General features: G+C 65.0%; 15 protein-coding genes. 11 read left to right on the top strand and 4 right to left on the bottom strand.

Going from position 1 to position 12,102, the window contains the following annotated elements:
• Positions 1 to 76: 76 nt before the first annotated feature.
• Positions 77 to 847 carry a 16S rRNA (uracil(1498)-N(3))-methyltransferase gene (locus GWG65_RS08435; RefSeq protein ID WP_275194915.1) on the bottom strand — a complete coding sequence of 257 codons (771 nt, stop codon included), beginning with the start codon at positions 845 to 847 and terminating at the stop codon, positions 77 to 79.
• A gap of 210 nt (positions 848 to 1,057) precedes the next feature.
• Here GWG65_RS08435 and GWG65_RS08430 point away from each other — a divergent pair, with 210 nt between their 5' ends.
• Together GWG65_RS08430 and ubiA are read left to right on the top strand one after the other, a co-directional pair.
• Positions 1,058 to 1,717 (top strand): hypothetical protein, encoded by a 660-nt coding sequence (locus GWG65_RS08430; RefSeq protein WP_275195135.1) that lies wholly within the window; start codon positions 1,058 to 1,060, stop codon positions 1,715 to 1,717.
• Entirely contained in the window at positions 1,714 to 2,646 is a 933-nt protein-coding gene (ubiA, locus tag GWG65_RS08425; RefSeq protein ID WP_275194913.1) for a 4-hydroxybenzoate octaprenyltransferase, read from the top strand. The genes GWG65_RS08430 and ubiA overlap by 4 nt, the downstream gene beginning before the upstream one ends.
• Positions 2,647 to 2,724: 78 nt before the next feature.
• Here the strand turns inward: ubiA and GWG65_RS08420 are convergent, their stop codons facing one another.
• Complete coding sequence (locus tag GWG65_RS08420; protein ID WP_275194912.1) at positions 2,725 to 3,243, bottom strand: DUF6101 family protein; 519 nt, start codon at positions 3,241 to 3,243, stop codon at positions 2,725 to 2,727.
• Positions 3,244 to 3,506: 263 nt separating this feature from the next.
• On the opposite strand from GWG65_RS08420, the gene GWG65_RS08415 reads away from it, so the two are divergent.
• The 6 genes from GWG65_RS08415 to lpxK are packed head-to-tail and all read left to right on the top strand — an operon-like array spanning position 3,507 to position 9,055.
• Positions 3,507 to 4,928 (top strand): TldD/PmbA family protein, encoded by a 1,422-nt coding sequence (locus GWG65_RS08415; RefSeq protein ID WP_275194910.1) that lies wholly within the window; start codon positions 3,507 to 3,509, stop codon positions 4,926 to 4,928.
• Positions 4,915 to 5,724 carry a 3'(2'),5'-bisphosphate nucleotidase CysQ gene (locus GWG65_RS08410; RefSeq protein WP_275194909.1) on the top strand — a complete coding sequence of 270 codons (810 nt, stop codon included), beginning with the start codon at positions 4,915 to 4,917 and terminating at the stop codon, positions 5,722 to 5,724. The genes GWG65_RS08415 and GWG65_RS08410 overlap by 14 nt, the downstream gene beginning before the upstream one ends.
• 60 nt (positions 5,725 to 5,784) lie before the next feature.
• On the top strand, positions 5,785 to 6,030 hold the full coding sequence (locus GWG65_RS08405) for a DUF4170 domain-containing protein (RefSeq protein WP_045011381.1): 246 nt from the start codon (positions 5,785 to 5,787) through the stop codon (positions 6,028 to 6,030).
• Positions 6,027 to 6,740, top strand: coding sequence for a lysophospholipid acyltransferase family protein (locus tag GWG65_RS08400; protein WP_275194906.1), 714 nt, complete (start codon positions 6,027 to 6,029; stop codon positions 6,738 to 6,740). Before GWG65_RS08405 ends, GWG65_RS08400 begins: the two co-directional genes overlap by 4 nt.
• Entirely contained in the window at positions 6,703 to 8,049 is a 1,347-nt protein-coding gene (locus tag GWG65_RS08395) for a 3-deoxy-D-manno-octulosonic acid transferase (RefSeq protein WP_275194905.1), read from the top strand. The genes GWG65_RS08400 and GWG65_RS08395 overlap by 38 nt, the downstream gene beginning before the upstream one ends.
• Positions 8,042 to 9,055 carry a tetraacyldisaccharide 4'-kinase gene (lpxK, locus tag GWG65_RS08390; protein ID WP_275194903.1) on the top strand — a complete coding sequence of 338 codons (1,014 nt, stop codon included), beginning with the start codon at positions 8,042 to 8,044 and terminating at the stop codon, positions 9,053 to 9,055. The genes GWG65_RS08395 and lpxK overlap by 8 nt, the downstream gene beginning before the upstream one ends.
• A gap of 250 nt (positions 9,056 to 9,305) precedes the next feature.
• Here the strand turns inward: lpxK and GWG65_RS08385 are convergent, their stop codons facing one another.
• Positions 9,306 to 9,503 (bottom strand): hypothetical protein, encoded by a 198-nt coding sequence (locus GWG65_RS08385; protein ID WP_275194901.1) that lies wholly within the window; start codon positions 9,501 to 9,503, stop codon positions 9,306 to 9,308.
• Between the two features lie 507 nt (positions 9,504 to 10,010).
• On the opposite strand from GWG65_RS08385, the gene GWG65_RS08380 reads away from it, so the two are divergent.
• Positions 10,011 to 10,325, top strand: a complete 315-nt coding sequence (locus GWG65_RS08380; RefSeq protein WP_275194900.1) for a hypothetical protein — start codon at positions 10,011 to 10,013, stop codon at positions 10,323 to 10,325.
• 14 nt (positions 10,326 to 10,339) lie between these two features.
• Here GWG65_RS08380 and GWG65_RS08375 read toward each other — a convergent pair whose 3' ends face one another.
• Positions 10,340 to 10,567 carry a DUF2093 domain-containing protein gene (locus tag GWG65_RS08375; RefSeq protein WP_148744042.1) on the bottom strand — a complete coding sequence of 76 codons (228 nt, stop codon included), beginning with the start codon at positions 10,565 to 10,567 and terminating at the stop codon, positions 10,340 to 10,342.
• 208 nt (positions 10,568 to 10,775) lie between these two features.
• Between GWG65_RS08375 and GWG65_RS08370 the strand changes: the two genes are divergently transcribed.
• Together GWG65_RS08370 and GWG65_RS08365 are read left to right on the top strand one after the other, a co-directional pair.
• Positions 10,776 to 11,600 carry a dienelactone hydrolase family protein gene (locus GWG65_RS08370; RefSeq protein WP_275194899.1) on the top strand — a complete coding sequence of 275 codons (825 nt, stop codon included), beginning with the start codon at positions 10,776 to 10,778 and terminating at the stop codon, positions 11,598 to 11,600.
• A 272-nt stretch (positions 11,601 to 11,872) separates the two neighbouring features.
• Complete coding sequence (locus tag GWG65_RS08365; RefSeq protein WP_275194898.1) at positions 11,873 to 12,022, top strand: hypothetical protein; 150 nt, start codon at positions 11,873 to 11,875, stop codon at positions 12,020 to 12,022.
• The last annotated feature ends 80 nt before the right edge of the window (positions 12,023 to 12,102 follow it).

Genomic DNA, 12,102 nt, shown 5'->3' with positions numbered 1-12,102 from the left:
CAGGCCTTAGCATGGTCGCAAAGCGGTTTCGACCTCCAAAGGATCAATCGCTTAACGGTCGGCCAACGCGCAGAAATCAGGTGGTCGAGCCGCCCCAATCGCCGAGCACCGCCTGCACCAGCGCCAGCGCCGCCACCGCGGCCGTATCGGCGCGCAGGATCCGCGGGCCCAGCGCCAGCCGCAGGATTTTTGGCTGCCGCAACAGCAGCGCCCGCTCTTCCTGTGCAAAACCACCTTCGGGGCCGATCAGGACGTCGATGCCAACTCTGCCTTGGTCATGTCCGGCCTCACGCGCCTGTTGCAGGCTCTGAATGGGGCTTTCGACCTCGGCCGCCTCGTCGCAGAAGACCAGCAGGCGGTCGGCGGTGCGCTGACCGAGGAACCGCTCGAGCGGCACAGGTTCGGCCACGGCGGCGAGGCTCAGGATGCCGCATTGCTCGGCCGCCTCGGTGACATTGGCGCGCATGCGCTCGGTGTTGACGCGGGAGGTCTGGGTGAAGCGGGTCTGGACCGGTTGTAGGGTGGCGGCGCCCATCTCGACGGCCTTCTGCACCACGTAGTCCAGCCGGGCGTGCTTGAGCGGGGCAAAGACGTAGGTGAGGTCGGGCAGCCGGTCCTGGGGCCGGGTCTGCTGGAGGATGACGAGGCCGTCCGGCCGCTTGCGGCCTTCGATCGCGGCCTGCCATTCGCCGTCGCGGCCGTTGAAGGCCAGGATCGGGGCCCCGGCGCCGAGTCGCAGCACGTTGCCCAGATAATTGCTCTGGTCGCGGTCGAGCGCGACCCTGGCGTCCTGGGCAAGGGGGACATCGACGAACAGGCGGGGGGCGCGGAAATCGTGGGAGGGCATCGTCCAAAAGTCCAATTTGGCGCCGTTCTTAGCCGAAAGCAGTCGTTTCGGGGGTAAATATTGCCGAATTGATGCGTCCGTGCGCCGCGCTCTCGCCCTATTCAACGGGTTGTTAAGCGCCGGCGGGAATCGTAAAAGCACAAACACGCTGGTTGCGCTTCAATTGGGAAGACGCCGAACCCGTAAGCTCCTGCCGGAGAGACTGCCTTGATGATCCGTCATCTGATGGTTCCGATCGCTGCCGCCATGCTCACCGTGGGGGCCACGGGCGCCTATGCGCAGGGGTTCCCGGCGCCGCTGCCCAACCAGACTGCACCCAGTTCAGCGTTTCCGCCCGTGAACGGATCGGCGCCGGTCGCCTCCGTCGGCGGCGCGCCGCAATCGTCCTTTCCCGTCAACGGCGCCGCGCCCGTCGGAGGCGCCGGCGCTTTCAGCGCGGCCCCGCCGACGCAAGGCGGGCCCGGCGAAGACTGCATGAAGGCCTTCATGCCGCTGCGCGAGGAAGCCGAGAAGCGCGGCAAGATGATCAAGGCCGCAAGCGACCGCCACGCCCCGCCGGACGAGGCCTGCAAGCTGATCCGCAGCTTCAGCCAGGCTGAAGGCAAATTGATCAAGTACATCGATTCAAACGCCGCCAAATGCGGAATCCCGCCGCAGGTTGGCGCGCAGATGAAGGACGGCCACAAGAACACCGAGGCCATGCAGACGAAGGTCTGCAACGTTGCGCAGCAGATGCAGCAGCAGCCGCGCGGTCCGGCCGGCCCGTCGCTGAGCGAGGTGCTGGGCTCCGGCTCGGCACCCGAGGCCAATGCCGGCAAGAAGGGCGGCAGCACCTTCGACACGCTCAACGGCAACGTCCTGACCCGATGAGTGATGCATCCGCCCGCGTTGCCGATTCCACCGGCAACTGGGTCGATACGCTTGCGCCGCAATGGGCGCGACCATACTTGCGGCTCTCCCGCTTCGATCGCCCGATCGGCTCCTGGCTCCTGCTGATGCCGTGCTGGTGGTCGGCGGCGCTGGCCTCCGGCATGGCGCATGATTCGAGCCGACTGCCGTTCACCATCATCCTGTTCTTCATCGGCGCCTTCGTGATGCGCGGCGCCGGCTGCACCTGGAACGACATCACCGACCGCGACCTCGACGCCAGGGTTGAGCGCACGCGCTCGCGCCCGCTGCCATCGGGCCAGGTGAGCGTGAAACAGGCGCTGGCGTTCCTGGTCGCGCAGGCGCTGATCGGTCTCGTCGTGCTGTTGCAATTCAACCGCTTCGCGATCCTGACCGGGATTGCCTCGCTGGTGATAGTCGCGATCTATCCCTTCATGAAGCGCGTCACTTGGTGGCCGCAGATCGTGCTCGGTCTCGCCTTCTCCTGGGGCGCCCTGATGGGATTTGCCGTCATCTTCGCGCGCATCGATGTGACCGCGCTCGTGCTCTATGCCGGCGCGATTTCCTGGGTGATCGGCTACGACACCATCTACGCGCATCAGGACACCGAGGACGACGCGCTGATCGGCGTCAAGTCGACCGCGCGCCTGTTCGGCGCCCACACGCATCAGGCGCTGATCATGTTCTACGGGCTCGCGGTGATGCTGATCGGCGTCGCGCTGGCGTCAGGCGATGCGCGCTGGCCGGCATGGCTCGGGCTCGCGGCGTTCGCCGCGCATCTGGCGTGGCAGATCAGGCGGCTCGGGATCGACGATCCTGCGCTGTGCCTGCGCGTGTTCAAGTCGAACCGCGATGCGGGGCTGTTGTTGTTTGCGGGGTTGCTCGCCGACGCGGTGATGCGGGCTGCGTAGGCTTCGCAGGGTGGGTTAGCGAAGCGTAACCCACCTCTTTGTTTCCGCGGGGATGGACTCACCCCTAAAGTTCTTCGCTCAGTTCCGTGCGATGATCTCGCGTTCGTCGCGATGAACCGAAAGCTCGCGTGCGACACCGGTGCGCCGGCGCATCAGGAACTTGGGACGGCGGGCGCGGATCGCGTTGGCGCGGCGGCGGCGCGGCGCAGGCTTGCGGGCACCTTCGTCCAGTTGGGGCAGCGCAAGGGTCTCGCTCCAGATCGCCCAGGCTTCAGTGAGTTCGTCGCCGTCTGCGCTGACGAGCAGCGGAACGGAGAGCGAGGGATCGCGGTGGACCAGAACGAGGGTCTGCGCCTCGTCATTGCCGCGCAGCGCGACGCCCGTGAAGTCGCTGACGCGCACATTGATCGCCATCTGCATGCCGCGGACGGCACGGCGCAGCACGACGCGTTCGCGATGAAGCTCGATCTGCCTGACATATCCGTCGGCGCGCGGATCATGCGCATCGAAGCGGACCGGAAGGGAAAGAGGGTCGAGCCGCAGGCTGCGGCTCGACCCGGCGGGAGTGATCCCGCTTGTTGCTGTTTGACGCCTCACGGCTTTAGTCTCCCCGCCAGGATTATGTTCCCGGTCGATGCGAGGACCTTAGCGCGGCGCTTTCGGAAACCGCTTAAAAAGGCTGGTTAATCCAGCGTCACCGCCGCTCATGATTGACAAGACCTTGGCGCGCATGATTGACGAGACGTTGCGCTAAGAGTGCGAATCTGAGCTTTTGGCGGGCTGAAAATGCTTGAAGTCCGCGCCAATCGGGCACATCTGTGGGTTTCGGTCCCGAACCTCGCCCCAACAGGATTTCGTTTGTGAACCCTTCACCATCCGCAAGCTCGACGCTTTCGTCCAAGGATTCGTCCAAGGATGTGTCCAAGGCCAACCGAGACCTGTTCGACCAGTCCGTACTCTCCGATCTCGCACAGCGGCTGGTTGAGGCGGCCAGGCGTGCCGGTGCCGACGCGGCCGATGCGGTCGCGGTGCGCGGCATCTCGCAAGGCGTCGAGGTGCGTGACGGCCGCGTCGAGGAATCCGAGCGTTCCGAGGGCGACGATGTCGGTCTGCGCGTTTTCGTCGGCCAGCGCCAGGCGGTGGTCTCGACCAACGACGCCAGCGGCGATGCCGTGACCAAGCTTGCCGAGCGCGCCGTTGCGATGGCACGCGTTGCGCCCGACGACAAATATGTCGGGCTCGCCGATCCCGCGCTGCTCGCGCGCGACTTCCCGGATCTCGATCTGCTCGACGCCAATGTACCGGCCACTACCGAGCTTGAGCGCCGCGCACTCGAAGCCGAGGCCGCTGCGCTCAGCGTCAAGGGCGTGAGCAAATCCGGCGGTGCGTCGGCCTCCGCCGGCATCGGCGGCATGGTGCTGGTGACCAGCACCGGCTTCCACGGTTCCTACCTGCGTTCGAGCCAGGGTATCTCGGCGACCGCGATATCGGGCGAAGGCACCGGCATGGAGCGCGACTACGACTTCACTTCGGCGCCGCATGGCGCGGATCTGCTGTCGCCGGAGATGGTCGGCCGTTCGGCAGGCGAGCGCACGGTGGCGCGCTCCAATCCGCGCAAGGTCGAGACCTGCAAGGTGCCGGTGGTGTTCGATCCCCGTGTCGCGGGCTCGCTGGTCGGCCACCTCGTCGGCGCCATCAACGGCGCCTCGATCGCGCGCAAGACCAGTTTCCTCAAGGACAAGCTCGGCCAGCAACTGTTCGCCAAGAACGTCCGCATCATCGACGATCCCCTGCGCAAGCGCGGCCTGCGCTCGCAGACCTTCGATGCCGAAGGCGTCGCGGTGAAGAAGATCGCGCTGATCGACGAAGGCGTGCTGACCACCTGGCTGCTGGACTGCGCCACCGCGCGCGAACTCGGTCTTGCCACCACCGGGCACGCCCATCGCGGCGTCTCGTCCTCGCCGTCGCCCGGTCCGTACAATCTGCATCTCGAAGCGGGCACGCCGACGCCGGCCGAGCTGATCTCCGACATCAAGCAGGGCTTTTACGTCACCGACCTGATCGGCTCCGGAGTCAATGGCGTCACCGGCGACTACAGCCGCGGCGCCTCCGGCTTCTGGATCGAGAACGGCGAGATCACCTATCCCGTGAGCGAGGTGACGATCGCGGGTCATCTGTTCGAGATCTTCAAGTCGATGCAGCCGGCGAACAATCTCGAATTTCGCTACGGCGTCAATGCGCCGACGGTGCGCATCGAGGGACTGACGCTTGGCGGACGCTGAGGCGAACGACGCCATCCTGGCGCGCGACGCGGGGCTGCTGAAGGACTCGGTACGGGAAGCGGGCGCGCTCGCGCAGTCGATGTTCGGCACCGAGCTGAAGAAGTGGACCAAGGGCGCTTCGTCGCCGGTCTCGGAAGCCGACATCGCTGTCAACGACCTCCTCGAAGCGCGGTTGCGCTCCGCCACGCCGGATTATGGCTGGCTTTCGGAGGAGAGCGCCGACGACGCGGCGCGGCTTTCGCGGCGGCTGACATGGGTGGTCGATCCCATCGATGGCACCCGCAATTATCTGGGCGGCCATCACGACTGGTGCGTCAGTGTGGCGCTGGTCGAGGATGCCTTGCCCGTCCTTGCCGCGGTGTTCGCGCCGACCAGCGGCGAATTCTTTTTCGCGGCCCGTGGCGAGGGCACGACGCTCAACGATGCGCCGGTGCGGGCGACGCCGGGATCCGAGCTCGACTTCTCCCGCGTTGCCGGCCCGAAGCCGCTGGTCGAACGGCTCAAGCCGTCGCTGGGCGAGATCAAGCTGCATCCGCGAATCGGTTCGCTCGCGCTGCGGCTCTGCCGGGTCGCCCACGGCGGACTGGATGCGGCTTTTGCGGGGGGCAACAGCCACGATTGGGACCTTGCGGCGGCCGATTTGATCGTGCAGGAAGCGGATGGTAGGATGAGCGACCTCTCCGGAGGACCCATCCTTTATAACCGCCGGGAAGTCACGCACGGGGTGCTGGTGGCAGCGGGCCGCGATCGTCATGCGAGCATTGTCGCGCATTTTCGAAATCGCCCCTTGCCCTGAGCGCGTCCGTCGTGCTTGTCGACAACTGCTTTGCCGGGCAGCCCGTTAGGAAGAGAACCCATGCCAGATAGTGCCCCGCAACAACTGCTCCATCTCGTCATCGGTGGCGAGCTGCTCGATCTCGAGCACAACACCTTCAAGAACCTGGACGACGTCGAGGTCGTCGGCCTCTATCCGAACTACGCGACGGCCCATGCCGCCTGGCGGGCCAAGGCGCAGAGCACGGTCGACAACGCGCAGATGCGCTATTTCATCGTCCATCTGCACCGGCTGCTCGATCCGAATCAAGAATCGAAGGCGCGTTGAAAAAGCTGCTTCGCAATACGCTGCGAAGCAGCTGGTTTCAGCGTGCCGTCGGGGTTCTGGCGGCCGAATATCTGCGTCTGGTCTGGCGGACCAACAAGTTCACGTTCGATCCGCCGGACGTCTATGAACGCGTCGAGCCGCAGATCCCGGCGATCTTCGCCTTCTGGCACGGCCAGCATTTCCTGACGCCCTTCATCAAGAACAAGGACTGGTACAAGGCCAGGGTCCTGATCTCCCGCCATCGCGACGGCGAGTTCAATGCGATTGCCGCCGAGCGGCTCGGCATCGGCACCATCCGCGGTTCCGGGGACCACGGCAGCGCCTTTCACCGCAAAGGTGGCGTCGGCGCCTTCAAGGAGATGGTGCGGACGCTGCAGGACGGATGTAATGTCGCGCTGACCGCCGATGTCCCGAAGCGCTCGCGCGCGGCCGGGCTCGGCATCATCATGCTGGCACGGGAATCGGGGCGGCCGATCATGCCTTTCGCGATGGCGACCAGCCGCTTCATCCGGCTCAAGAACTGGGACCGCACCACCATCAATTTGCCATTCGGGCGGGGCGCATTGGTCGGCATCAAGGAAATCCACGTTCCGCCGGATGCCGACGCTGCGACCATGGAATCGCTGCGGCTGGAGCTGGAAGAGACGTTGAACGAAGCGACGCGCCGCGCCTATGCGCAACTCGGCCGGCCGGGACCCCAAGATGTCTAACTCGCTGCCCAATTCGCTGCCAATGACGCTGCGGGTGTATCGGCGCCTGGCCTCCGGGCTGGTGCCGCTCGCGCCTGCGCTGATCAAGCGGCGGCTGAAGCAGGGCAAGGAGGATCCCGCACGCGTCGGCGAGCGCCGCGGCCTCAGCCGGGATGTGCGGCCGCACGGCCCGCTGGTCTGGATCCACGGCGCCAGCGTCGGCGAGGTCCTGGCCGCCGCCGCGTTGATCGAGCGGCTGCGCGAGTTGAACCTGCGCATCCTGCTGACCTCGGGCACCGTCACCTCGGCGGCCGTCGTGGCGAAACGCTTTCCGCCCGACGTCATCCATCAATACGTTCCTTACGATTCTCCGCGCTACGTCGCGCGCTTCCTCGATCATTGGAAGCCGTCGCTGGCGCTGTTCATCGAATCCGACCTGTGGCCGAACCTGATCCTGGCGGGCGCGACGCGGCGAGTGCCGATGGTGCTGATCAACGGGCGGATGTCGCCGCGCTCCTTCCCGCGCTGGCGGCGGATGCACGGCACCATTTCGGCGCTGCTGTCGCGGTTCGACATCTGCCTCGCGCAATCCAACACCGATGCCGAGCGTTTTGCAGCGCTCGGCGGCCGCGACGTCCTCACCACGGGCAATCTCAAGCTCGACGTGCCGGCGCCGCCCGCCGATCCCGCCAAGCTCGAGCGGCTGATGGCGATGACGCGCGGCCGTCCGATCATCGTCGCGGCCTCGACCCATCCGGGCGAGGAGGAGATTCTCGTCGCGGCGCATCGCAGCCTCGCCGGATTTTTTCCGCAGCTTCTCACCGTGATCGTGCCGCGTCATCCGGATCGCGGCTCCGCGCTTGGCGGTTTGATCACGGCCTCGGGCCTGAAGGCGGCGCTGCGCTCGCGCGAGGAACTCCCGACGGCCACGACCGACATATACGTCGCCGACACTATGGGCGAGCTCGGCCTGTTCTACCGCCTCTCGCCGATCGTATTCATGGGCGGATCGCTGATCCGCCATGGCGGACAGAATCCGATTGAGGCAATCAAGCTGGGTGCCGCGATCATCCATGGTCCGCACGTCTTCAACTTCGCCGACGTCTATGAGGCGCTCGATGGCAACGGCGGCGCGCGGCAGGCCGAGACCCAGGAGCTGCTGGTCAAGCAGCTCGGCCAGCTGCTGGCCGATCCCGCCGTGCGCGACAAGATGCAACGTGCAGGCGCAGGCGTGGTCGAGCAGCTCGGCGGCGCGCTGGACCGCACCATGTCCGCGCTCGAGCCGTATCTGATGCAATTGCGGATCGAGATGGGAGCCGCCAATGCGTGAGCCGGCCTTCTGGTACCGGCCACGTTCTTTCAAATCGCATGTGTTACGGCCGTTGGGCGCGCTCTATGGCGCGATCACCGAACGGCGCATGCTGCGCGAAGGCGTCGATGCCGGCATCCCTGTGATCTGCGTCGGCAACTACCACGTCGGCGGCGCCGGCAAGACGCCGACCGTTCTCGCACTGACGAAGCTACTGCGCGAGCTCGGCGAGACGCCGGTCGTACTCAGCCGCGGCTATGGCGGGCGCTTGACGGGCCCAGTGATGGTCGATCAGATGCGTCATACCGCAGCCGATGTCGGCGATGAGCCCCTGATGATGGCGCGCGACGTGCCGGTCGCGGTCGCGCGCGACCGCCTCGAGGGCGTGGTGCTGGCAAAGTCACGGGGTGCGACCGTGGTTCTGATGGATGACGGTTTTCAGAATCCCCGCATCATGAAGGACGCGTCTCTGATCGTAATCGACAGCGAGCGCGGCCTCGGAAACGGCAAGGTGTTTCCGGCCGGTCCCCTGCGCGCGCCACTGAAGGCGCAGCTCGCGCGCACCGATGCGCTGGTGCTGATCGGCGACGGCCATTCCGCGGACGATGTCGCATCGGAGATCGCGGCGCGCGGCATGCCGGTGCTGCGCACGCGCTTGCGACCGGATGCGGCGTCGGTCGAAAGATTGTCCGGCAGGCGCGTGTTGGCCTTTGCCGGCATCGGCGACCCCGAGCGGTTCTTTCGCACGCTGCGCGCCAACAACGTCGACGTCGTGCGCACGCGCGCCTTTGCCGATCATCACATGTTCTCACAAGGCGAAATCGCGGATCTGTTGGCGGAGGCGAGGGACGAGCAGCTCATGCCCGTCACCACGGAAAAGGATCGTGCGCGCATGCGCGGCCAGGACATGCCTCGGGAGATTCTGCATTTCGCCGTGCAGATCGAATTTGACGACGCGCCGGCGCTTCGTCACCTGATCAGCGATCATCTCTACAAGGCGCGCGAGCGGAGATTCGGCAGGCGATGATCTCGTAGTGTGGGCAAGCGACTTCGCCGTAGCTCAAAGAGCGAAGGCGGAGTTGCCCCGCATCCATGCTGCGGTTCGACAGTCAGTCATGCTCACCACGCCCCAACGGCCATTAACCCGATAATGGTCAGGCACGAGGCGCAGGCCACCATGACAGTATAGCATTCAGGTGTATTCATCGCTGCCTCCCAGACTGTTGCCAATTGCTTGGTCACTGCTACGCGGGAGAGGTCGCCGGTCTTGGGCCGCTTCAGTTCGGCGCGCCGCGGCGAGTCTTGCGGTGTGCGTCCGTCGTCTCATCTTCACCCTGATCTACAGGATGATGATTCGCTTCGAGAGCTTCAGAGCGTTCAGCTGCGATCAGAAGCTGTTTCCGCATTTCAGCGAGGCGGGCGCGGCAATATTCACGATAGAGCAGGTCTAATATGGCGGGCATGATCACCCCCATCGTTTGACTCTCGATTTAAAGATATTTCATTGCAAATTTTCGAGGTGATGGTAGCCCGCCAGATGGCTCTTCGATATGAGCCCGTTCACAGACTGCGCCAATTCCAAAGTTCAATGGCCGTCTTTGTCTGTGCGATAAAAAGAACAGGGCTAATTACCTAACATCCAATATAGCAGCCTTCTGTTTCACCAAGACTTCGTCAAACAACTTAAGGGCGCTGAGCCGCAACAAAGAATCCAACCACAGCGCGAAATAACTTACCAGGGAGTGCAAGCACTATTCGATGCAACGCGGATCGGCACGACGGAGATCATTGCGGCTGTGAGACTTGTAGTTCGGGCGCGGGCAAACGTCGTCGGGACGCCGACACATCCATCCCCATGCCCCGCTGCACGCTCATGTTACACCGGCAGGGCAGCTGCGCTTTGCCCATCCTGCAGCAGCTTGCCATTCACCGGTCATTCATCGCAAAACTTCTATCGGTCTGGGATCGATCAGGAGAATTCGATGAAACTGCCGTTCGCAGCCGTCGCCGCCTGTCTTGTGTGTCTGATCATTGGGCCTGTGTCCGCGCAGACGTCGCCGCCAGCTGCGCCCGCTGCTCCCACCGGCGCGGTGCCGGTTCCTGCGACCAAGCGCGTGACGTGTCTCGGCACGACGCAAAACCTGAAGGGGCAGGACAAGCGCGATCAGCTGCAGCTCTGCCTGGCGCAGGCGCGGCTCGATTGTCTGAAGCAGGCGATCGACCAGAAGATCGTTGGTGAGGCCCGGAAGAATTTCATCAAGAGCTGCTTGGGCGGTGATGGCGCGGAGCAAGAATAGGCGCGCCCGTGGTCCTACGGCTGCGGCTTCGGCGCGCCCGGGAAGTGCCGCTCGAGCACAGCCGCGGGCGTGGCGTAGGCCTCTTGCAGGTCGACGCTCCAATATTTCAATTCGTCGAGCGGAATCCGTGTGTCTGATATCGCGCAGCGTACATAGGTTCCCGGCGAGATTACGCGGAAATCGCCGTCGAGATATTGTACCTGGGCTTCGCCATTGCCCGAAGGGCCGAACTTGTTCAGCACGGTCGAAAGTCTCCGTGGAAGGCCTCTCCATGGAAAACCTTGGAGGGCATGATGTGTTGAACCGGATGTATCATAGATGGGGCGGCTTGTCCGCCCGTTAAACCCACCGACTTGTGATGTTTTGCCGCCGTTTTCGCATGATAGTGCTGCGGCGAAGGATCGCTGGTTCCGGCCCGCTTGCAGCCGGCACCTCATACGGCAGAGTCCGATGCGCCTTCGACTGACCGCCCTGATCCTGATGCTGCTGATGCCGGCTGCGCGTGCCGCGCCCGCGCCGCAGCAGGTCGACATTCCGCTGTCGACCGGCGTCTTGCATGCGCAGCTCTACAAGCCCGAGGGCGAGGGGCCATTTCCGACGATGATCGCGCTGCACGGCTGCGGCGGCCTTGGCGGCCATTCCGATCCGGTGCTGCCGCGCTACCGCGACTGGGCACTGCAATTGCTCAAGGCGGGCAATGCCGTGCTGCTGCCCGACAGCTACGGTTCGCGAGAGCTCGGGCCGCAATGCCGGGTCAAGGAGCTGCACGTCAAGGCGCGGCGCGAGCGTGTCGCCGACGTCGCGGCGGCGCGCGGCTGGTTGATGAAGCAGGCCTGGGTCGCGCGCGACCGCGTCAGCCTGATCGGCTGGGCCAACGGCGCGAGCACGCTGCTGTGGGCGGTCCGCCCGCAGAATGCGGCGCGCGACGCCGTTCCGGATTTCCGCGCCGCGATCGCCTTCTATCCGGACTGCCGGATTTCGGCCGGCCTCGGCTGGAGCACGCGGGTGCCGACGCTGGTTCTGATCGGCGCCAACGATGACGTGTCGTCACCGCCGGCCTGCCGCCAGATGGTCGAGGGGGCGCATGGCCGCAGCGCGCTCGCGCGCATCGTGGTCTATCCCGGTGCCTATCACGATTTCGACCGCGCCAACACGCCGCTGCACGCAGCTGCCGGCAGCACCGATGCCGCAACCCCCGAACGCGGTCATCTCGGCACCGATACGCAAGCGCGCGCGGATTCGCAAAAGCGGGTGGCGGAGTGGCTGGCCCGGTAGCGACCGTGTTGTAGCCCGGATGGAGCGAAGCGAAATCCGGGACGCAATAACGCGCGGCACGACCCGGATTACGCTTTTTGCTCCATCCGGGCTACGCATGCCATTGCGCAAGCGGGGCTGCCCGAGGAACAACGATTGAGGCGGACAGCCCCGCATCGACCATCGCCCTGCACGGATGATGGCCGACCGTGAATCTACGGATCGCGCCTCGCGCCGGTTTCAGCTGGTGTCGGTGCCATAGTTCGACCACGATGTCGATTAAACGCATCCCCATGCGCAACCGCATCGCCCTTTTCTCCTCCGCACTGATCGTCTTCACCGTCGCGATCTTCCTGTATGAGGCCCACGCTGGCGCAACAATGCGCGCGCCGGAACATTGCGGCTTCTGGACCACGATCGACGCGGGATTGTCCTGCAGGTAGGCCGCGGTTCATCGCCTCCACACCGTCATTGCGAGCGCAGCGAAGCAATCCAGAATCCCTCCGCGGAAGGATTCCGGATT

The organism is Bradyrhizobium sp. CSA207 (genome assembly GCF_029051685.1).
Lineage (GTDB): Bacteria > Pseudomonadota > Alphaproteobacteria > Rhizobiales > Xanthobacteraceae > Bradyrhizobium.
Note: the sequence above shows the minus strand (reverse complement) of the source record. Positions and strands in the feature narration are given on the sequence as shown.

Bases quoted from the DNA above. Each gene is read 5' to 3' on its own strand.
- GWG65_RS08385 (WP_275194901.1), bottom strand. From the start codon at position 9,503: ATGGGGGTGATCATGCCCGCCATATTAGACCTGCTCTATCGTGAATAT.
- lpxK (WP_275194903.1), top strand. From the start codon at position 8,042: ATGCGTGAGCCGGCCTTCTGGTACCGGCCACGTTCTTTCAAATCGCAT.
- GWG65_RS08365 (WP_275194898.1), top strand. From the start codon at position 11,873: ATGCGCAACCGCATCGCCCTTTTCTCCTCCGCACTGATCGTCTTCACC.
- GWG65_RS08395 (WP_275194905.1), top strand. From the start codon at position 6,703: ATGCGCAACTCGGCCGGCCGGGACCCCAAGATGTCTAACTCGCTGCCC.
- GWG65_RS08380 (WP_275194900.1), top strand. From the start codon at position 10,011: ATGAAACTGCCGTTCGCAGCCGTCGCCGCCTGTCTTGTGTGTCTGATC.
- GWG65_RS08405 (WP_045011381.1), top strand. From the start codon at position 5,785: ATGCCAGATAGTGCCCCGCAACAACTGCTCCATCTCGTCATCGGTGGC.
- ubiA (WP_275194913.1), top strand. From the start codon at position 1,714: ATGAGTGATGCATCCGCCCGCGTTGCCGATTCCACCGGCAACTGGGTC.
- GWG65_RS08430 (WP_275195135.1), top strand. From the start codon at position 1,058: ATGATCCGTCATCTGATGGTTCCGATCGCTGCCGCCATGCTCACCGTG.
- GWG65_RS08370 (WP_275194899.1), top strand. From the start codon at position 10,776: ATGCGCCTTCGACTGACCGCCCTGATCCTGATGCTGCTGATGCCGGCT.
- GWG65_RS08435 (WP_275194915.1), bottom strand. From the start codon at position 847: ATGCCCTCCCACGATTTCCGCGCCCCCCGCCTGTTCGTCGATGTCCCC.